This is a genomic window from Streptomyces africanus, assembly GCF_030816955.1.
GTDB lineage: Bacteria > Actinomycetota > Actinomycetes > Streptomycetales > Streptomycetaceae > Streptomyces > Streptomyces africanus.
In genome coordinates, this window is sequence record NZ_JAUSYP010000001.1 from 788,646 (window position 1) to 809,015 (window position 20,370).

Genomic DNA, 20,370 nt, shown 5'->3' on the forward strand with positions numbered 1-20,370 from the left:
GCCAGACCGTGGGGGCGTGGCTCATCCGGGCCGCGCCCCCACGGCTGTGATCACGACACGAACTCCCGCGTGCCGTCGGGAAAACGGATCTCCACACTCCCGTCGGCCACGACCCGGGCCCGGGCCCCCTCGGCCGACGCGTGCACCACCGGGTCGGCACTGAGCACGACCAGCGTCACCATCAGGCGCGTACCACCGGGGTGGGACGGCAGCGTCAGGAACGGCGTCGCCGAGTGGTGCCCGTACGCATTGCTGCCCGCAGCCGCGACGACCGCCCCGTCTTCGTCGCCCCACCCGTGCAGCCCGACCAGCGCGCTGGTCAGGCCGTCCGCGCGGCGGGCCAGTGCCCAGCCCGGGCCGGTCCGGGCGGCCGGTGGCGCGGTGTCGTCGGCGACGGCCCAGCCGCCCTCGCGGACGGGCGTGCCGGGCGGCGCGTCGACGCGGTGCACCCGGACCTCCCAGGGGCCGTGCACCACGCTGACCGTCTCGATGCGGTGGCCTTCGCTCTCGCCCGGCAGCAGGGCCCGGTGCCAGGAGGCGGCGCGGGAGCCTTCGACGCCGAGGGGGTGGATGCGCCCGCGGGGAGTGGGTGTGCCGTCGGAGGCGAGGAGCGCGATGTGGTTGTCGGGGCCCGGTGTCTCGGGCGCCGTCGCACTGGAGTAGGCGAGCCGGGCGTAGTGCGGGCTGTCCTCGGCCGTTGCAGGCGGGGGTGGCAGCCGGTCGCTGCCGTGGTTGACGAGGCGGACGATCCCGTCGGCGGCGGTGGAGTGCAGCAGCCAGCCCGGCGCCGGTAACGCGAGGCGCACGTCGGCCGTCTCCACCGGGCCGGGTTCCTCGGGCGCGGTCCACACGGGGTGGTCGGCGGGCAGGAGCAGGCCGAGGAAGGCCTTGCTCGCCCAGTAAGGGGAGGCCGGGCCCGAGTACCGCTGGGTGACGGGGAGGAACGGCCCGTACCAGCCGAGCGTGAGCAGTCCCTGCGCGTCGGGCACGCCGCGCTCGGCGAAGTGCTTCAGCGCGCCGGAGGCGAGACGGCGGGTGCGGCCGGGTGGCAGCGGGGTGGCGTCGGCGAGGGCGCCCGCCCACAGGGGGGCCGTCGTCGCGAACCGGTAGGTGAGCGAGCGTCCCTGGTGGACGGGGGCGCCGTCGGCGCCGAAGAAGTGCTGGTGGGCGTGGAGGAACGTCCGCAGGCGCCTCCGGTGTTCCGCCACCAGCCGGGGGTCGGCGCGCGGTCCCGCGATACGCGCCCACAGGACCGGATAGAGGTGCAGCGCCCAGGCGTTGTAGTAGTCGAACTTGCGGCCGTCGCCGTCGGTGTACCAGCCGTCGCCCCGGTACCAGTCCTCCAGGCGGGCGAGGCCGGCGTCGATCTCGGTGCGGTTGTGCGGGGCGCCGACGGAGGCGAGGAACTCCTCGGTGATGACCTGGAACAGCCGCCAGTTGGAGTCGTTGACCACGGCTCCGACGAAGCCGCCGAGCCAGTCGGCGACCCGCTGCCGTACCCGGTCGTCGAGCCGGTCCCAGATCCAGGGGCGGGTCTCGTGCAGGGCGATCGCGAGGGACGCGGCCTCGACCATGGGCTGGGAGCGGTCGGTGATGGGCGGCCAGCGGTCGGGGCCGCGCGGGTCGGTTCCGGCCGCGAGCCCGGCGGCGTAGCGCTCGATCAGGCCGGGCACGCCCTGCCCGCCCGAACCGGCGATGCGGAACGCGGCCAGCAGGAAGGAGCGGGCGAAGCCCTCCAGGCCGTCCGACCAGGCCCCGGAGTGGCTGGGCGGCCCTGGCAGCCGGTACTGGGCCAGGCCCGGGGAGGCGTAGGGCGTCAGGGCGTCGAGGAGACGGTCGGCGATGGCCTCCCAGTGGGCGCGGGTCCAGCCGGTGAGGGGCGAGGTCAGCGGGTCGGGGGGTGGCAGGTGGGGCAGGTTGGGGAGGTGCGTCGGGTCGGGGAGCGACACGTGCGGCGCGCTCATGCGGGTGCGGTTCCTCCGTTGGTCACAGGGCACGCCCGGGCGGGGGCGCGCCGACGCTGTCGCGTACGACGATGTGGGTGCCGAGCAGATGGCGGGCCCCGGCGGCGTGCTCGGGGTCGCGCAGCGCGATGCGCACGGCGGCGCGGCCGAGTTCCTCCGCGGGGGTGCGGACGGTGGTGAGGGGCGGGTTGAAGTCCTCGGCGAGCGGGATGTCGTTGTAGCCGACGACGGAGATGTCGCCGGGCACGCGCAGTCCGGTGTCGGCGATGGCGCGCAGGGCGCCGGCGGCGACCATGTCGTCCCCGGCGAAGACGGCGGTGAACTCCCGTGTGGATTTGAGGAGTTCGGTCATCGCGCGGTGGCCGGCGGCCCGGCCCAGGCCGCAGTCGACGACGTGTGCGGCCTCGGGCGGCAGCCCGTGCTCGGCGAGGGCGGCCCGGTAGCCGGCGACGCGGGCGTCGAGGGCGGTGTTGCCGGGCAGTCCGCCGAGGAAGACGATCCCGCGGTGGCCGGCCGACAGGAGATGGGCGGTGATGGCGCGGGCCCCGGCCTCGTTGTCGAACTCGACGACGAGCGCCGGGATCTCCGGGTCGGGCGCGGGCCGGCCGCAGAGCACGAGCCGGGCTCCGGAGGAGTCGAGGGCGTGGGCGTAGTGGGCGACGCGCTCGCGGTAGGCGTCGTCCTCGACGACCCCGCCGACCAGGATCACCAGCCGGGCGCCCTCCTCCCGCATGAGCTGGACGAACTCCATCTCGCGCTGTGCGTCGCCGCCGGTGGCGCCGACCACGCAGAGCCAGCCGCGGTCGGCGGCCTCGGCCTCCACGCCCTCGGCGACCTGGGCGTAGAAGGGGCTGGTGACCTGACGGACGACGACGGCGGCCATCTTGCGGCCGCCGCCGACCAGGGCGCGGGCGTGCGCGTTGGCCACGTAGTCGAGGTCGCGGGCCGCGCGCAGGACCCGGGCCCGGGTGGCCGGGGGCACCGGGTGGTTGCCGCTGAGCGCGCGGGAGGCGGTGGCCGTGGACACACCCGCCCGCTCGGCGACCTCGCGGATCGTGACCCGTCCCTTGGACCCCATGTCGTTCCCCATCCCCCGCGTCTCCTCTTCGGCCCACCGCTGTTCAGGTGTTGGCCGCGTAGTCCTTGGCGTATTCCTCGGCCATTCTGTCGCCGCCCCGGCTCCGCCACTTCTTCACGGCCGCGTCCCACTCGGACATGGGCAGGCGCCCGGCGATGATCCCGGTGATGGTGTCGTCCAGGAACGTCTTGAGGGTGGCGCCCTGGGCGTTGTTCGTCGCGGACTGGAGCCCGAAGGAGGCGTCGCGGATGGCGTGCGGCACGACTTTCCGCTGCCAGGCGTGCAGGGCGCGCACGGCGTCGGGCATACCGGGCACGAACAGCACCTGGGGGCCTTCGGCGAGGTACTTCAGCGGCAGGTTGGTGTTGTTCTCGACCTCGCCGAGCTTGGTGTACTCGGGCGAGCCGTCCTTGGCGCGGGTGAAGTGGACGCCCTCGACGCCGTAGTGGACGAGCTCCCACTCCTCGCTGCCGAAGGGCGCGGCGAGGTAGTCCAGGATGCGCAGCAGCAGTTCGATGCGCTCCTTCTTCGCCTGCTTCAGGACGGTGTAGCCGAAGGAGCGGCGGGCGGCGACGATGCCGCCGGGCTCTCCGCCGACGCTGTACGGCAGGGCCGCGGCGGGACTCATCTTGCCCTGGGACTCACGGTACTTGGGCAGGTAGGCGCCGAATCCGTCCTGCATGGAGCCGACGGTGCCGTTGTAGTAGAGGGTCGTCAGGTCGATCTGGGAGATGGACGTGGCGTCGGGGTGGTAGGAGCCGTTCTTGCGCAGCTGCGCCTGGAAGGCGACGGACGCCTTGTAGCGCTCGTCGGCGGCGGCCGGCAGGAAGGTGCCGTCCTTGGTGACGGCCCACCGCTGGGGGGCGTTGTGGGCGGCGGAGTGGAAGCCGTTGCCGAACAGGGAGCCGTTGGCGGCGCCGAGCATGTACGTCCTGCCGCGGGTGCCCCGCCGGGCCACGGCGGTGAAGTCCTCGGCGGTCCAGCCCTCCTTCATGCCCGCGTCGGCGAACAGGTCCTGGTTGATCCAGAGGGTCGAGCCGGGCAGCGGGCGTTCCAGCGGGATGCCGTAGATACGGCCGCCGATGCGGCCCATGTCGCGCCAGGCGTGCGTGGGGATGCCCGCGAGGTTCGGGTAGTCGGCGATCGCGTCGCCCGACAGGTACGGCGTGAGGTCCTGGGCGCGGCGCTGCACGAACTGTGCCTCACGGGGCAGGGTGAAGCCGGCGAACATGTTGATGATGTCGGGCAGGGCGTCGGCGTCGCCCGCCATCACGGTCGCCATCTTCTTCTGGTAGTCGGCCTGGGAGATGATCGTGTACTCGATCTTCACGCCGAGGGCCTTCTCGACGGCCGCCCAGAAGCGGTTCTGCGAGGCGGGCTTGGGCGGTGTGCCGAAGGAGACCGTCATGACGCGGACGGTGGAGCCGTCGCCCGGGGTGCGGGGGACGGACTTGACCAGGTCGGACGGGTAGGAGGTGTAGCCGGCCTGGACGCCTTCCTCGGTGGGCGCGAGGTCCGGCTTGGGCCCGGTCGCCGGGCGGTAGGCGGGCCAGGGGGCGAGTTTCTTGCCTGTGTTGGAGACGTCGCTGTCGCCGGAGTCCGAGGAGCACGCGGTCAGCAGACCGGGGACGGAGACGGCGGCACCGCCCACTGCCATGGAGCGCAGGAGGGTGCGTCGGGACATGCGGGGCATGGGTGAACCACCTCGTGTCAGCTCTTGATGGCGCCGGTGAGCACGCCTTTGGTGAAGTACTTCTGCAGGAAGGGGTAGACGAGCAGGATCGGCACGGTGGCGATCACCAGCACGGCCATCTGCACGGTCTGCGGAGCGGTGACGGTGGCCTCGCCGGTGGTCGCGTCGGTGAGTCCGGCACCGGCCACCACGTAGGTGCGCAGCACCTGCTGGAGCGGCCAGTGGTCGCTCTCCAGATACAGCGAGGCGTAGAACCAGGAGTTCCAGTAGGCGACGGCGTAGAACAGGCCGACGACGGCGAGCGCGGCCTTGGACAGCGGCAGCACCACCGACACCAGCACCCGCCAGTCCCCCGCCCCGTCCAGCCGGGCCGCCTCGTACAGCTCCTCGGGGACCGACTGGAAGAAGCCGCGCAGGACGACCAGGTTGAACACGTTGACGAGGACGGGCAGGACGAGCGAGGCGTACGAGTCGAGCAGGCCGAGTTCCTTGACGAGCAGGAAGCTCGGGATCATGCCGGGCGGGAAGAGGAACGTGAACAGCACCAGCAGCAGGACCGGTCTGCCGCCGAAGACGCCCGGGCGGGACAGCGCGTAGGCCAGGGTCACCGTGCAGGCGAGGCTGAGCAGGGTGCCCACGATCGTGACACCGGCGCTGACGCCGAGGGCGTGGGTGACGATGCCGCCGTCGAAGATGTCGCGGTAGGCGTCGAGCGTGGGCTCGGTGGGCCACAGCACCCAGCCGCCGTTGTCGACGACCTCCCGGGTGGACGCCAGCGAGGTCGACACGATCACCAGGAACGGCACGCACACCAGCAGCACGACCGCGGCGAGGGCGAGGGCCTTCGCGGTCTGGGTGAGCGGCCGGGGTTTCTCCATCCAGCCGGGCCGGGCGGACGCGCTCACTTGTAGACCCCCTGTTCGCCGAGACGGTGGGCGACCTTGTTGGCCGCGTACACGAGGAGGGCGCCGACGAGCCCCTTGAACAGGCCCGCGGCGGCGGCGAATCCGTAGTCGCCGCCGACGATGCCCTGGTAGTAGACGAACGTGTCGATGACCTCGGCGGTCTCCGGCCCGACCGCGTCGCGTTGCAGCAGCATCTGCTCGAAGCCGACGGAGAGGATGTCGCCGAGCCGTATGATGAGCAGCAGCACGACCACCGGGCGGATGGCGGGCAGGGTGACGTGCCAGAAGCGCCGCCAGGGCCCGGCGCCGTCGATGGCGGCGGCCTCGTACTGCTGCTCGTCGACCTGGGCGAGCGCGGCGAGGAAGATGATCGTGCCCCAGCCGGCGTCCTTCCAGACGACCTGGGCGACGACGAGCGGCCGGAAGGCGTCGGGGTCGCCGATGATGTCGACGGTGTGCAGACCGGCTCCGCTCAGGCCGCTGTTGAGCAGGCCGGTGTCCCCCAGCACCTGCTGGAAGAGCGCGACGACGATCACCCATGAGATGAAGTGCGGCAGATACGCCACCGACTGCACGAACCGGCGCACCGAACTCCAGGTGAGGGTGTGCAGCAGCAGGGCGAGACCGAGCGGCACCGGGAAGTAGAAGACCAGCTGGAGGACGGCGATCCAGAGGGTGTTGAGGACCGAGTCCCAGAACGCCGCGTCCTCGAACATGCGCTGGAAGTTGCCGAGGCCCACCCAGGGGCTGCCCCACAGGCCGTCGAACGGCACGTACTCCTTGAACGCGATGACGTTGCCGACGAGTGCGCCGTAGTGGAACAGCAGGAAGTAGGCGACGCCGGGCAGCATCAGCAGGAACAACGTCCAGCTCTGAAAACCTTTACGCTGACGCTTCACCCCATCAGGGTCGCGTCCGCCCGGGCCCACCCCCTTCGTACCTGCTCGTTCCCGTAAGGCAGTTGCCACGGCTCCCCCTCACCTCGGCGTGTCCGGTGAAGGGAAGTTAAAACGTTTTCACTGCGCGGTCAACACTTCTGACACAGACGGGACTTGAAGCCGGGACAAGGGACTTCAGGCCGAGAGCAGTCCCCGGCCGAACCAGTCGGAGGACGAACGCACGCCGGGCAGGGCGAAGAAGTAACCACCGCCGGTCGGGGAGATGTAGTCGACGAGGGGTTCGTCGATCAGCCGGGTCTGGGTGGCCTCGAACTGGCGTCGCACATCCTGCTGGTAGCAGCAGAAGATCAAGCCCATGTCGAGGTCGCCGACGCTGTCGACGCCCCGGTCGTAGTTGTAACCCCGGCGCAGGATGCGGGAGTCGTCGGTCGCCGTGGTGCGCGGGTTGGCGAGGCGGATGTGGGCGTCGAGCGGGATGGCCGTGCCGTGCGGGTCCTTGGCGTAGTTCGGGCTGTCTGTCTCCTTGGCGCCGTCCAGCGGGGCACCGGTGTCCTTGCGCCGGCCGAACATCTGCTCCTGCTCGGTCAGCGAGACCCGGTCCCAGAACTCCACGAGCATCCGGATGATCCGGACGACCTGGTAACTGCCTCCGGTCGCCCAGCCGGGTTCGCCCCGCCCTTCGCCGACCCACACGAGGTGGTCCATCTCGCGGGCCGACGCGACGTCCGGGTTGGCTATGCCGTCCTTGAAGCCCAGCAGGTTGCGCTGGGCGCCGCTGGGCCGGGGCGCGTTCTGGAAGCCGTCGACACGCCACCGGATCTGCATCGCGCCCCGGGTGTGCTTGGCGATGTCACGCAGCGCGTGCAGCACGGTGTCCTGCCGGGCCGCGCAGATCTGGAGGGACAGGTCGCCGTGACACTCGGCCGGGTGGAGGTTGTCGTTGGGGAAGGTGCGCATGGGCGTGAGCCGGCGCGGCTTCGCCTCGGCGAGTCCGTAGCGGTCGTCGAAGAGGGAGGCGCCGACGCCGACGGTCACGGTGAGCGCGTCGGCCGGGACGACCGGCCCGAGGATGCCGTTGTCCGAGGGCGGGGCGCCGACACCCAGGTCGGCGGGGGTGCCGCCGGTGGTGAGGAAACGGGCCCGCTGGGTCAGGGTCCGCAGCAGGTCGGCCAGTTCCGCGCGGTCGCCGGCGATGACGTCGAAGGAGACGAAGGCGGCGGCCTGCTGCTGGGGGGTGAGGATTCCTGCCTGGTGGATTCCGTGGAAGGGCACGGCGGCGGCGTCCGTCCCTGCGGCGGCCCGGGCCGTGCCGTCACTGCTCTCGGCGAGGGCGAACCCGCCCCCGGCCAGTGCGGCTCCCGCGGCTCCGGCGCCCAGGGCCGTCCTGACGAAGGAGCGGCGGCCGGCGTGAGCGGGGCAGCCCGGCGGAGGCGTGTCGGCGGACGGCATGAGGGTGTTCCCTTCGGCGTGTTCGTCGTGCCGGCGGCGGTGGCCCGTGCTCACGCGGACTTCCTGATCTCCAGCAGGTCCGGCACGGGCGACAGGTCTTCCAGGAGTTGCCCCGTGGCCCCGTCGATCCGGTCCTTCGCGGTCCGGCCGAGCCGGTCGACGGGGATCCAGCCGCCGTCGTGGTGCTCGGCGTCGAGCAGTGCTTGGAGTCGCGCGGTGTCCGCGCCGACGGTCGAGAGCAGACGCGGGGCCCGGATGGTGAGCAACGGCCTGAGGACGGTGAGCAGTTCGCGGGTACCGGCGAGGTTGGCCTCGGCCGTGGCCAGTCCCGTGCCGCTGCCCTGGTCGGTGTCGCCGGTCAGCTCGAACTGGAGGGTGTTCTCCAGGATCTCGTGGGCGCGCAGGGGCAGGTCGGAGGGGTCGAAGTCCTGATGCGGGAAGGCCTTCCGCAACCCGGCGGCGTCGGCTGCGAGTTGATTCGCCGGGCCCTTGAGTTCACCGGCCGACCGGCCGTGCCACAGCCCGTACTCGATCCGGTGGAATCCGGTGAAGTCCTTGTCATCGACCCCGCCCGGCAGACCGTCGGGCCGGCCGTCGATCTTCTGGTCGAAGTCCTCGAAGGTGCCGTAGGCGGCGCCGAGGGAGGCGTAGGTGCGGTGCGCGGTCAGCCAGTCGGCGCGTGCCGTGTCCAGGTGCCCGGTGCGGATGTCGTCGCTGAGTGTCCGGGTCTCGGTGACGAGGGTGGCCAGGCCCCGGTTCACGTACGCCTTGTACGCCCGCAGCGGTCCCGCGAGATCCCGCTCGGAGACGGGGATCACGGCCCCGGCACCGGCGGCGCCGCCGACCCGGACCGCCCTGGAGGTGACGGCCTTGCCGTCGGCGGGGACGCAGCGCCAGGCGTACGTACCGCCCGCCACGGTGGCGACGAGGTCCCGGGTGGTGCCGGGGGCCAGGCCCTCGATCTCGCCGTAGACCGCGTGGGTGTCCGGGTCGATGAGGTACACCTCGGACGTCTGGTCGCCGGTGTTGCGCATCTGGAAGGTCCGCCGCCCCGGCTCGGGCGCGGTGAAGCCCTGACCGCAGTCCTTCGCGGAGACGGCGACCGTCTCGCCCCCGGCGGGCTTGGGGCGTGCCAGGGCGACGACGAGTCCGGCGAGGACCGCGGGCACGGCGACGACGGCGACGGGGATGAGCCAGGCGGGGCGGCGGCGGGTGGGTGCCGCGGGGGTGGGCTGGGGCGATGGGGCCTTCGCGGGCCGGGGCGGTGTCGCGGGCGTGGGCCGTGTCGGACTCGGGGCCGAGGCCGGGGCACCTCCCCGCACCCCCCTCACGAACAGCGTCATCACCACGCCGAGATACCCGACGTACCCGGCCACCTGAAGCCACGTCATCGTCGGCGTCAGGTTGAGCACGCCCTGGAGCAGGGTGCTGTACCAGGACCCTGCGTCGACGCTGCCGCTCAGGTCGACGGCGTAGGCCGTCCCGCCGGGCAGGACCCCGCCCTCCTGGAGGTCACGCAGGCCGTAGCCGAGTACGCCCGCGGCGATCACGACGAGGACGGCGCCGGTGGCGGTGAAGAAGCGGGTGAGGTTGATGGAGAGCACCCGGCGGTAGAGCCCCCAGCACAGCACCGCCGCCAGTACGAGCCCGATGCCCGCGCCGGTCAGCGGCCCGGCCGACTCGTGTGCCGCGCGGGCCGTGGTCCACAGGAACAGGGCCGTCTCCAGGCCCTCGCGCCCCACCGCCAGGAAGGAGGTGAGGACCAGCACGCCGGCGCCCATGGTCAGTGCCCCGGTGACCTTCTCCTTGATCTCGCCCGCCAGGCTGCGGGCCGAGCGGCGCATCCAGAACACCATCGCGGTCACGAAGGCGACGGCAACGATGCTCAGCGCGCCGCCGAAGGCCTCCTGGGCGGCGGTGGAGAGGGACGCGGCCGTGAACGTGAGGACCGCGCCGAAGCTCATCGAGAGCGCGATCGCGGCCAGGACGCCGGTCCACACCTGCGGCAGACGGGACTTGGCGCCCGCCCGCACCAGGGTGGCGACCAGCACGGAGACGATGAGACCGGCTTCCAGTCCTTCCCTCAGCCCGATCAGGAAGCTGGGAAACGCGTCGTCCCACATGTGCTGCGGCCCTCCCGGCCCTCCGCCCCGGCCACCACGCGAGCGAGTTAGCCAAGGCATGCCTTACCGACGCCGACCATCATGACCTCGGCTCTCTGGGCATCCGGTCATGAATGCCTCATGGCACGGCAAAAGTACGGAGACCTGGGCGGTAAGCCCCTACGACCACACGCCGAACCACTGCTCGGCGCCGAACTCCTCGAACCGCTCCACCTCGGTGAACCTCAGCTTCGACGCGAGCCGCATCGAGCGTTCGTTGGCGGTCTGGGTGCAGAGCACCACCGGCTCGCCGGGAAACGCATCGGCGAACCAGTCGAGTGCCGCCGCGCACGCCTCGGCGGCGTACCCGCGTCCCCACGCCTCCGGCAGGAACATGTAGCCGAGTTCGGCATCTCCGCCACCCGGACGGACGCGACCCGGGCGTTCCGCGTCACGACGGTCGAGCGTGACCGTGCCGATCATCGCTCCGTCGAGGTCGATCACGAACAGGCCGGGACGCCGCCCGGGAACCGCAGGCACCGCACGTTCGAGCTCATCCCGCGGTCGGGGGCCACCGAGGTAGGCGCTCACCTCCGGCGAGGCGAACAGCTCGATGAACGCGGCACGGTCCCGGGCCTCGGACTCGCGGAGCACGAGCCGTTCGGTCTTCATCGGGGCAAGGGGCCAGGCGACGGGTCCTAATCCAGTCATGGCGGGCAACATATCGCGAGCCCGAGCGAGCGATCCCGAAGACGTGACGGGTCAGCTCTTGACGAACCGTCCGACGAACGCGAGCGCCTTCTCGGCGACGTCACGCCAGCCGTTGTCTATGGTCAGCGCGTGCCCCCGGCCGGGCATCTTCTCGATCTCGGTCACCCCGGGGTTGTTCTGTTGCTGCTTGTAGGAGGCGTTGACGATCGCCCAGGGGACGGTGTTGTCCCGCTCGCCGGAGATGAGCAACAGCGGTCCGCGGTCGGGGTTCTTGGTGTCGACCTTGTCCTCGGTCCAGGGATTGAGGTTGGCCGCGGCCGCCTGGAACAGCGGCTTGCCCGGGCTCGGCACGGCGTAGGTGTCGTACAGCTGCCTGGCCTCGTCCTCGCTCACGGCGTTGGCGAAGGCGTAGCGGAACTGCTCGTAGGTCAGCGGCACTGCGCGGTTGCGGTTGGCCGGGTTGCCGAGCACCGGGAAGCTCGACTTGAGGGTCGAGATCGGCAGGGGCAGCACCCCGCGGAAGGGGGCGGGATCGATCGCCACCGACACCGCGGCCAGGCCCCGCCCGGCCAGGATCTGGGTCAGCAGCCCGCCCGTGGAGTGGCCGATGATCGCCGGCTTGTGGTCCAGCCCGCGGATGATGGTCTCGAAGTGGTCGGCGACCTGGCCGATCGACTTGCCGGCGAACACCTCCGGGTGCTCGGCGGCTTCCTCGACCGTGTCGGGGTCGTCCGGCCAGCCTGGGGTCAGGGCTGCATAGCCGTTGTCCTCGAACAGCTTCGCCCAGCGATCCCAGCTGCTGGGCAGCAGCCACAGACCGTGGACGAACACCACCGGCTGGCGGCCGGTCTCGTTCGCGCGCCCGCACTGCTCCAGTTCGTGCTCGGTGATCGTCTTGCCGTCCGGCGGCGAGTTCGACCCTGCGTCGGTCATGGCAGTTCCTCCTGGTGAGCCGGGACATTTCTGCTGTTGTGAGGTTTCGTCTGCGGACGCCTCAGCCCGTTGCGAGCCCGGCGCGCAGGAAAGCGGTGGCCTGGCTGACGGCGCCTCGCGTGGCTGGGGTCTCGCTGAGCGCGTTGAGCAGCATGAAGTCGTGGATGGTGCCGTCGTAGCGCACGGTGGTCACGGGGACGCCCGCCGCGCGCAGCTTGGCGGCGTAGGCCTCTCCCTCGTCGCGCAGCACACACTGCCTCGTCAACGCGCAGGTACGTGGGCGGCAGCCCGGTGGCCTGCTCGGTGTCGGCCTGATTCGGTGACGCCGTGATCTCGGCGCGCTGCGCCGGGTCGGTCGTGTAGGCGTCCCAGAACCACTCCATCGCCTTGCGGGAGAGGTAGTAGCCGGTGGCGAACTGCTCGTACGACGCGGTGTTCATCGCCGCGTCGGTGACCGGGTAGTACATCGACTGCTGCACGAAGGCGACGTCGCCGCGTTCCTTGGCCATCAGCGCCAGCGCGGCGGCCATGTTGCCCCCCACCGATTCGCCGGCCACCGCCATGCGCCCGGCGTCCAGGCCTTTGGACGCCCCTTCCCGGGTGTTCCACTGGGCGGTGGCGTAGCCCTGCTCGATCGCGGTCGGATAGTGCGCTTCCGGCGCGTTCGGGTACTCCACGAAGGCGAGCGCCGCACGGGCTCCGACGGCGAGTTCGCGCGGCGCCACCTACCCCTTCCTGGGCAAGCTCGACGCCCAGAAGTTCACCCGGCTGCTCACCGCCGGGGAGATCACCATTGCCACCTCACTGCTCCTGCCGATCATCCCTGCCGCTGTCGCCGGGGCTCCGCTCACCGCGTTCTCCTGCGGCACGCTCGGGCTGTACCTGCAGACGCCCGGCATGCGTCAGGAAGGCAGCCTGCGCCCCACCGAGCAGGGAACCGCGCCGGCCAAGGACGTGTGGATGCTGGGCATCGGCGTCTCCCTCATCGCTGAGGGCGTGACCGGACACCGGGGACCCGCGACGACCGCCCTCAGCCCTTGGCGCCGCACGCCGCGACGCTGACCAGACTTGCGAGATGCCCCCGCCCCTCTTGACGCGTCAATGACAACAATGGCTTGATGCATGGGAGCGCTCCCACTTCATCCGGAGAAGGGATCACCATGCGCAGAACCCGCCGCTCGTCCCCACGCTTACGGATCGCCCCGGTTCTCGGCCTCCTGGCCGCCCTGCTCCTCCCCCTCTGCATCACCTTCGCGCCCGGGGCCACAGCCGCACCGGCGGCGGCCGACCCCGTCCGCGTCATGCCGCTCGGCGACTCGATCACGGGCTCGCCGGGCTGCTGGCGGGCGGTGCTCTGGAACCGGCTGCTGAACAGTGGATACACGGACATCGACTTCGTCGGCACCCTCCCGCCGCAGGGCTGCGGACAGGCGCACGACGGCGACAACGAGGGTCACGGCGGCGAGCTGGTGACCAACGTGGCCGACCAGAACCTGCTGCCGGGCAGGCTCGCGGCCACCCGTCCGGACATCGTTGTCATGCACTTCGGCACGAACGACGTGTGGAGCAGCATCGCCCCCGACCGCATCCTCGCCGCGTACACCAAGCTCGTGACGCAGATGAGGGCCTCGAATCCGGACATGCGGATCCTCGTCGCACAGCTCATCCCCATGAATCCGGCCAGTTGCGCGGCCTGTGCGCAACGCGTCGTCGACTTCAACGCGCGGATCCCCGACTGGGCCCGGGCGACCAGCACCGAACGCTCCTCGATCACCGTGGTCGACCAGTGGACGGGCTTCAGTACGGCCACGGACACCTACGACGGGGTACACCCCAACGCCTCCGGTGACGACAAGATCGCCGCCCGGTGGTACCCGGCCCTGACCTCCCTCCTCGACGGGGACGCACCATCAGACCCCGGCGATCCCGGCGACCCGGGTGGAGGTCGGCCCTCCTGCTCCGCGTCCTTCCGGGCCCCCTCCGTCTGGCAGGGCGGCTACCAGGGCGAGGTGACGGTGACCAACACGTCCGCGTCGTCCGTCACGGGCTGGACCGTGACCGTCGTGGCGGCCGACGGCGCCCGTCTCACCCAGATCTGGGGCGGCACCCTCACCACGGCCGCCGACGGCACGGCGACCGTCACGAACGCGAGTTGGAACGGCACCCTGGCCCCCGGTGCGAACGCCACGTTCGGCTTCATCGCGAGTACCCCGGCAACGGCCGGCACCCCGTCGGCGACTGTCAGTTGCACGGCGCGCGCCGCGTCTTCCTGACGCACCGTCCCCCCATCTCACCCTTGGAGCCGCCATGAGATCCCGCACCCGCACCGCCCCACGAGTGGCCGCCGTCGTGGCCGCCCTCCTGGGCCTCCTCGTCCCCTTGCTCTCCTTCGCCGCACCCGCCCAGGCGGCGGCCACCGGCTTCCGCATCCAGAGCGGCCGGCTGCTGGAGGCGAACGGGAACGACTTCGTGATGCGTGGTGTCAACCACGCCCACACCTGGTACCCCGGCGAAACGCAGTCGCTGGCCGACGTCAAGGCGCTCGGTGCCAACACCGTCCGCGTCGTCCTCTCCGACGGCCACCGCTGGACGAAGAACAGCGCCCAGGACGTGGCGGGCGTCATCACCCAGTGCAAGGCCAACCGGCTCATCTGCGTACTGGAGGTGCACGACACCACCGGCTACGGGGAGGAGGCCGCGGCCGGGACCCTCGACCACGCGGCCGACTACTGGATCGGCCTGAAGGAGGTGCTCACCGGCCAGGAGAACCACGTCATCATCAACATCGGCAACGAGCCCTGGGGGAACACCAATCCCGCCGGCTGGACCGAGCCCACGATCGCGGCCGTCAAGAAGCTCCGTGACGCAGGATTCGCCCACACGATCATGGTGGACGCGCCCAACTGGGGCCAGGACTGGCAGGGCGTCATGCGCGCCAACGCCCAGTCCATCTACGACGCCGACCCCACCGGCAACCTGATCTTCTCGATCCACATGTACAGCGTGTACGACACCGCCCAGGAGATCACCGACTACCTGAACGCCTTCGTCAACGCGAAACTGCCCATCCTCATCGGTGAGTTCGGTGGCCCTGCCGACCAGTACGGCGACCCGGACGAGGACACCATGATGGCCGTCGCCCAGCAGCTCGGGCTCGGCTACCTGGCCTGGTCCTGGAGCGGCAACACCGACCCGGTCCTCGACCTGGCGATCGACTTCGACCCCACACGGCTCAGCTCCTGGGGCCAGCGTGTCTTCAAGGGCGCCAACGGCATCGCCGCCACCTCGAAGGAGGCCACCGTCTACTCCTCCTCCGGCGGCGACACCACTCCCCCGACGGCCCCCGGTGCCCCGGCCGCGTCCGCGGTGACCTCCTCGTCCGCCACCCTGAAGTGGGCCGCCGCCACCGACGCGACCGGCGTCACCGGCTACGACGTCGTCCGGGTCAGCGGCGGCAGCGAGACGGTCGCCACCAGCACGGCCACCACGACCGCCACTCTCACCGGCCTGTCCCCCGCCACCGCCTACACGTTCGCGGTCTACGCCCGTGACGCCGCCGGCAACCGTTCGCCCCGCTCGGCCACGGTGACGTTCACGACCTCCTCCGGCGGCTCGCCGTCGTCCTGCGGCGTCGGCTACCGGGTGACGAGCAGCTGGCCCGGCGGCTTCCAGGGCGAGATCACCCTGCGCAACGCCGGCACGTCGGCGATCAACGGCTGGACGCTGCGCTGGACCTTCCCGGACAGCCAGCGCATCACCAACCTGTGGGGCGGCACGGCGACGCAGAGCGGCTCCGAGGTCAGCGTGGCGGCCGCCCCCTACACCGCGACGATCCCCGCGTCGGGTTCGGTCACCCTGGGCTTCACGGCCTCCCGGGCGACGGCGAACCCCAGCCCGACGGCGTTCACGCTGAACGGCGCGGCCTGCTCGGTGAGCTGACCGGGCGGCATCACCCCCCTGGGTGTGATCCGCGCAACATCCACACCAGAAAGCGGTTTACGCCAGGCCGGAGTGGTGAGGCGGCGGGGATGTCGCACCGGCACCCCACCGCCGTCACTCCGGCAAGACGTGTACCCGCCCGTCCGTGTTCCCCGCACCGTGCCCGGGAGGTGCGATGAGCGAGGACACCCTGCGCATGCGGGCCGTGCCGAGCGGGAGCGGCGAGACCGGCGCGAGCACCGCACGCGAGGCCGCCGCACCGCCGCAACAGGCCGGGCAGCGCGACGCGTTCTTCGACAACGCCAAGTACCTGGCGATCGTGCTGGTGGCGATCGGGCACGCCTGGGAGCCGTTGCGGGACGGCAGCCGGACGGTCAGCGCGCTCTACATGGCCGTCTACGCCTTCCACATGCCGGCGTTCATCGTCATCTCCGGCTACTTCTCGCGCTCCTTCGACGCGAGCCCGGGACGGATCAGGCGTCTGGTCACCGGGCTCGCCGTGCCGTACGTCGTCTTCGAGACGGCGTACACGCTGTTCACCCGCTGGACGGACCAGGAGCCCGACCGGCCGGTCAGCCTGCTGGATCCGCTGTATCTGACCTGGTTCCTGGCGGCGCTGTTCGTCTGGCGGCTGACCACGCCGGTGTGGCGGCGCGTGCGGTGGCCGCTGCCGATCGCCCTCGTCATCGCGATGCTGGCGACGCTCTCGTCCGTCGGCAACGACCTCGACCTGCAGCGCACCCTTCAGTTCCTGCCGTACTTCGTCCTCGGTCTGCTGCTGAAGCCGGAGCACTTCCGGCTGGTGCGCCGCCGCTCGGCGCGGATGCTGGCCGTGCCGGTCTTCGCCGCCGCCGTCGTCGCGGCCTACTGGGCGGTCCCGCGGATGAGCGGCGCCTGGTTCTACCACCGTGACAGCGCCGGGGAACTCGGCGCGCCCGCCTGGTACGGGCCCGTGATGACGCTGGTGACCTTCGGCTGTTCGCTGGTCCTGGTGGCCTGCTTCCTCGCGTGGGTGCCCGGGCGCCGGGCGTGGTTCACGGTGCTGGGCGGGGGAACGCTCTACGGCTACCTGCTGCACGGCTTCGTCGCCCAGGGGTCCAAGTTCTGGGGCTGGTACGAGCCGGCGTGGGTTCACCGGCCCGTGGGCATGGTCGTGGTGACGGTCTTCGCCGCGGTGCTCGTGACCGCGCTGTGCACGCCGCCGGTGCGGCGGCTGTTCCGCTGGGTGATGGAGCCCGACATGGCGTGGGCGTTCCGCCGGGACGCACCTCAGCGGGCGCGGGAACGGAATGCCGTCCGCGAGGGGAGCGCGGTACGCGGGTGACGCCCGCCGCCCCGCCAACCGCCCGGCACCCCGCCTACCCGTCCTGCGTGAGCCGGATCAGCAGCGCGCCGGGCGTGCGCGGCACGGACACCGTCAGCCCCTCCCCGTCCCAGACGGCCCGGCCCGCCTCCGCTGAGGACGGGTGCAGGACGTCCGCGCGGACGGCCCGGCCCGCCAGGTGCCCGACGGGGACGCGGAGTTCGGCCGGTCCGCCGCGCCGCCACACCGACAGGTACGCCGTGCGGTCTCCGGGGACCTTCAGCCCCAGGGCGAGCCACTCGTCCGTCCAGCCGGGCAGGCCGAGCGGCCAGAACGGCAGGGCCCGCGCGAGGTCCCCGCGGATCGACTTGTAGACCGCGACGGCATCCCGTACGAGGGCCAGCTGGTGGTCCGACATGCGGTCGAGGTGGCCCGAGAGGTGGATCCGGCCGAGCAGGGCCCCGCCGAGGGTCGTGGTGATCAGGTCGTCGTCGAAGCCGGGCTGCGGATAGGCCCAGACGGCGCCCTGTTCGGGCGGGACCGCGGTCGGTGCGGCGGCGGCGATCGGCGGGTAGCGCAGGGGGTCCTGCTGGTCGCTGGTGGACTGGAGCTGGGCGACGGCCAGGGTGGCGCCGTCCATGCGCATGCCGCCCGAGGCGCAGTTCTCCACGACGAGGCCGGGGTGGCGGTCCAGCACGCCGGACAGCCAGTCCAGGTAGGCGTGGGCATGGCCCAGCAGCCCGGCTCCCGGAGCGAGGTCGCCGGGGGCCTGGGTGCCGGGGTCGACCACGATGTTGTAGTCGAGCTTGAGGTAGCCCACGCCCCAGTCGCCGACGATGCGGTCCACGGTCTTGTCGAGGTGGGCGCGGGCGGCCGGATGCCGCAGGTCGAGCTGGTGGCGGCCCTGTTCGGCCAGGCGCACACCGTCGCGCTGGAAGAACGCCTCGCCGGGCAGTTCGGCCGCGACGGGGCTGCGCACCCCGACGACCTCCGGTTCCAGCCACAGCCCGGGCACCATCCCGCGCTCCCGGATCCGGTCCAGGACGGCCTGGATGCCGCCGTCGGGGAAGCGGCGCGGCGAGGGCTGCCAGGCGCCGACGCTGTCCCACCAGCCCCGGGTGTCGTCGTCGTACCAGCCCGAGTCGATGCAGAAGTACTCGGCGCCGGCGTCCGCGGCGGCGTCGATGAGCGGCAGCAGCTTGGCCGTGGTCGGGTCGCCCATCAGGGTGTTCATGTAGTCGTTGAAGACGACGGGGAGGGCGGTGTGGTCCGGGTGCGGGCGGCGGATCGCCCGGCGGTAGGAGGTCAGGGCGCCGATCGCCGCGTCGAGGCCGGAGCCGAGGGCCAGGGCCCCGTACACGGTGGTGAACTCCTCGCCCGGGGCGAGCCGGACCCGCCACTGGTGTTCGGCGTCGGTGGGGCCGTTCAGCGCCAGGTAGCCGCCGTGTGCGTGTTCGCCCACGTCCCAGCGCCAGCCGGCCGGGGACTCGACCTGCCAGGCCCAGGCCCGGCCGCCGCCGCGCTCCGTCAGCGCGCCCATGGCCAGATGCCCGTCGGTGGGCCAGCTGCCGCGCCCGGTGAGGGCGAGGGCGGCCCGGCTGTCGTGCTGGTGGACGTCGACGTGGATGTCGGCGACGGCGGCGCGCAGCGGCTCGCTGTACCAACGGCACTCGGCTAGCCAGTCGTTGCGGGCCCGGTGGACGTCGAGGGCGTCCGGTGCGGGCAGGCCGCCGAGCAGGAGACTGCTGACGGACTGGACGACCAGCGGCTCGCGGCCCTCGTTGCGCAGCCGGACGCGGGAGCGGAGGACGGAAACGCCGGTGGGTGACGTGAGTTCGACGAACGCCGTCAACCCGGTGGCCGGGTCGTGGAGTTCGACGGTCAGCCGTTCCCAGCCGTTACGTCTGTCCGTGCGGTGGGTCCGGTAGGCGAGCCGGGCGCCGAAGGCCGTGCCGGTGAAGCGGGGGCCGGACCAGCCGCTGCCGTGGCCGAGGGCGGTGAGCTCCACGAGCGGGAGGGCGGAGTGCGGGGCGGCGGGGCGGTCGTCGTCGGGGTGGGCCAGCCGGACCAGCCGCAGCGTTCCGTCGGCGGCGACGGCGAACCCGGCCCGGAGTGCCTGATGCCCCCAAGTGAACTCGTCCCGCCGCTGGTTGGAGGCCATGTGCGCCGCATCCGCCGTGCCGGTCAAGGTGCTCCCCCTCCTGACCCCGTCCCGTCCTCGGGGAGCGGAGGTCCGTGTGAATCCCTCGTTACGGTCTCTTGACGACCCAAGTGTGACCGGTCACAATCCTCGCATGAATGTGACCGGTCACACAAGGCGCCCGGCGAGCATCAGGGACGTCGCGACCGCCGCGGGGGTCTCGTACCAGACGGTCTCGCGGGTGATCAACGGCCATCCCAGCGTCCGGCCGTCCACCCGGGAGCGGGTGCTCGCCGCCATCGAGGAACTGGGCTTCCGCCGCAACGCGACCGCCCTCGCCCTGGCCAGCGGGCGCAGCCGGGCCGTGACCGTGCTCACCGCGAACACCACCCACTACGGCTACGCCTCGATCCTCCAGGGCATCGAGGAGGCGGCCCGCGCGGCGTCGTACGCGGTCGGGATCGGGGTGCTGGAGTCGGCCGAGGACGCGGCCGTCGCCGCCGAGGTGCAGCGCGCGGCGGACGCCGGCGGCGGGATCGTCGTGATCGCCTACGATCCGGCCGGTGTCCGGGCGCTGGCAGCCGTGCCCGCCGGGCTGCCGGTGGTGGGCGTGGTCGAGACCCCGGCGAGCCCGCCCGGCGGCGACCGCCCGTGGGTGTGGGCCGACGACCGCGAGGCCGCCTACCAGGCGACCCGCCATCTGCTCTCCCTCGGCCACGAGACCGTGCACTACGTGGCCATCCCGTCCAGCACCCGCCGCACCAGCGCCCGCACCGGCGGCTGGCGGCAGGCGCTGAAGGAGGCCGGTGCGCCGGAACCCCGCCCCGTGCAGAGCAGTTGGGGGCCGGCGGGCGGGCACGCGGCCGGGCTGAAGCTGGCGAAGGACCCGTCCGTCACCGCGATCCTGTGCGGCAACGACGACCTCGCGCTCGGCGTGCTGCGCGCCCTGCACGAGTCCGGCCGCCCGGTGCCGGGCGAGGTCAGCGTGGCCGGTTTCGACGACGCCCCGCACTCCGCCTTCCTCACCCCGTCCCTGACGACCGTACGCCTGGACTTCACCGGCCTCGGGCGGTCCGCGTTCGCCCTGCTGCACGGCGTGCTGGAGGAGTCGGCGCCGGTCGCCCCGCACCCCGTGTCCGTGCCGGAACTGGTGGTGCGGGAGAGCTCGGGGCCACCGCCCGCCGACGCCTGAACCACCGATGCCTGAACCACCCGAACGAGCCCAGCAGTTGTGAGTCCCGCTTTCTGAACCGA

Annotated in this window: 15 protein-coding genes and 1 pseudogene; 5 read left to right on the forward strand and 11 right to left on the reverse strand. The window is 72.0% G+C overall.

All coding sequences use genetic code 11. From position 1 onward, the window contains the following. Positions 1-50 precede the first annotated feature (50 nt). The 10 genes and pseudogenes from QF034_RS03870 to QF034_RS03915 form a co-directional block, all read right to left on the reverse strand. Positions 51-1,964, reverse strand: coding sequence for a DUF2264 domain-containing protein (locus QF034_RS03870; RefSeq protein WP_307173567.1), 1,914 nt, complete (start codon positions 1,962-1,964; stop codon positions 51-53). 22 nt (positions 1,965-1,986) lie between these two features. After that, positions 1,987-3,042 carry a LacI family DNA-binding transcriptional regulator gene (locus QF034_RS03875; protein WP_307179793.1) on the reverse strand — a complete coding sequence of 352 codons (1,056 nt, stop codon included), beginning with the start codon at positions 3,040-3,042 and terminating at the stop codon, positions 1,987-1,989. Between the two features lie 43 nt (positions 3,043-3,085). Continuing rightward, positions 3,086-4,735, reverse strand: a complete 1,650-nt coding sequence (locus QF034_RS03880; protein WP_307173568.1) for an extracellular solute-binding protein — start codon at positions 4,733-4,735, stop codon at positions 3,086-3,088. A gap of 17 nt (positions 4,736-4,752) precedes the next feature. Next, entirely contained in the window at positions 4,753-5,640 is an 888-nt protein-coding gene (locus tag QF034_RS03885) for a carbohydrate ABC transporter permease (RefSeq protein WP_307173569.1), read from the reverse strand. Beyond that, positions 5,637-6,491 carry an ABC transporter permease gene (locus QF034_RS03890; RefSeq protein ID WP_307179794.1) on the reverse strand — a complete coding sequence of 285 codons (855 nt, stop codon included), beginning with the start codon at positions 6,489-6,491 and terminating at the stop codon, positions 5,637-5,639. The genes QF034_RS03885 and QF034_RS03890 overlap by 4 nt, the downstream gene beginning before the upstream one ends. Before the next feature lie 222 nt (positions 6,492-6,713). Next, the gene (gene efeB / locus QF034_RS03895; protein ID WP_307179795.1) at positions 6,714-7,988 is read right to left on the reverse strand and encodes an iron uptake transporter deferrochelatase/peroxidase subunit; all 1,275 of its coding nucleotides are present in this window, start codon (positions 7,986-7,988) and stop codon (positions 6,714-6,716) included. A gap of 50 nt (positions 7,989-8,038) precedes the next feature. Further along, complete coding sequence (efeU, locus tag QF034_RS03900; RefSeq protein WP_307173570.1) at positions 8,039-10,111, reverse strand: iron uptake transporter permease EfeU; 2,073 nt, start codon at positions 10,109-10,111, stop codon at positions 8,039-8,041. A gap of 159 nt (positions 10,112-10,270) precedes the next feature. Next, positions 10,271-10,801, reverse strand: a complete 531-nt coding sequence (locus QF034_RS03905) for a GNAT family N-acetyltransferase (protein ID WP_307173571.1) — start codon at positions 10,799-10,801, stop codon at positions 10,271-10,273. 51 nt (positions 10,802-10,852) lie between these two features. Then, positions 10,853-11,734, reverse strand: coding sequence for an alpha/beta hydrolase (locus QF034_RS03910; RefSeq protein WP_307173572.1), 882 nt, complete (start codon positions 11,732-11,734; stop codon positions 10,853-10,855). Positions 11,735-11,795: 61 nt separating this feature from the next. After that, a pseudogene (locus QF034_RS03915) lies at positions 11,796-12,450 on the reverse strand (alpha/beta hydrolase); the annotation flags it as partial. 181 nt (positions 12,451-12,631) lie between these two features. Here QF034_RS03915 and QF034_RS03920 point away from each other — a divergent pair. The 4 genes from QF034_RS03920 (at position 12,632) to QF034_RS03935 (ending at position 16,997) form a co-directional block, all read left to right on the forward strand. Beyond that, entirely contained in the window at positions 12,632-12,796 is a 165-nt protein-coding gene (locus QF034_RS03920) for a hypothetical protein (protein WP_307173573.1), read from the forward strand. 98 nt (positions 12,797-12,894) lie between these two features. Beyond that, on the forward strand, positions 12,895-14,007 hold the full coding sequence (locus QF034_RS03925) for a GDSL-type esterase/lipase family protein (protein WP_307173574.1): 1,113 nt from the start codon (positions 12,895-12,897) through the stop codon (positions 14,005-14,007). Positions 14,008-14,041: 34 nt separating this feature from the next. Next, the gene (locus QF034_RS03930) at positions 14,042-15,673 is read left to right on the forward strand and encodes a cellulase family glycosylhydrolase (protein WP_307173575.1); all 1,632 of its coding nucleotides are present in this window, start codon (positions 14,042-14,044) and stop codon (positions 15,671-15,673) included. Between the two features lie 175 nt (positions 15,674-15,848). Further along, positions 15,849-16,997 (forward strand): acyltransferase family protein, encoded by a 1,149-nt coding sequence (locus QF034_RS03935; RefSeq protein WP_307173576.1) that lies wholly within the window; start codon positions 15,849-15,851, stop codon positions 16,995-16,997. Between the two features lie 34 nt (positions 16,998-17,031). Here QF034_RS03935 and QF034_RS03940 read toward each other — a convergent pair whose 3' ends face one another. Beyond that, the gene (locus QF034_RS03940; protein WP_307179796.1) at positions 17,032-19,137 is read right to left on the reverse strand and encodes an alpha-galactosidase; all 2,106 of its coding nucleotides are present in this window, start codon (positions 19,135-19,137) and stop codon (positions 17,032-17,034) included. Positions 19,138-19,270: 133 nt separating this feature from the next. Between QF034_RS03940 and QF034_RS03945 the strand changes: the two genes are divergently transcribed. Then, complete coding sequence (locus tag QF034_RS03945) at positions 19,271-20,308, forward strand: LacI family DNA-binding transcriptional regulator (protein WP_307173577.1); 1,038 nt, start codon at positions 19,271-19,273, stop codon at positions 20,306-20,308. Positions 20,309-20,370: the final 62 nt, after the last annotated feature.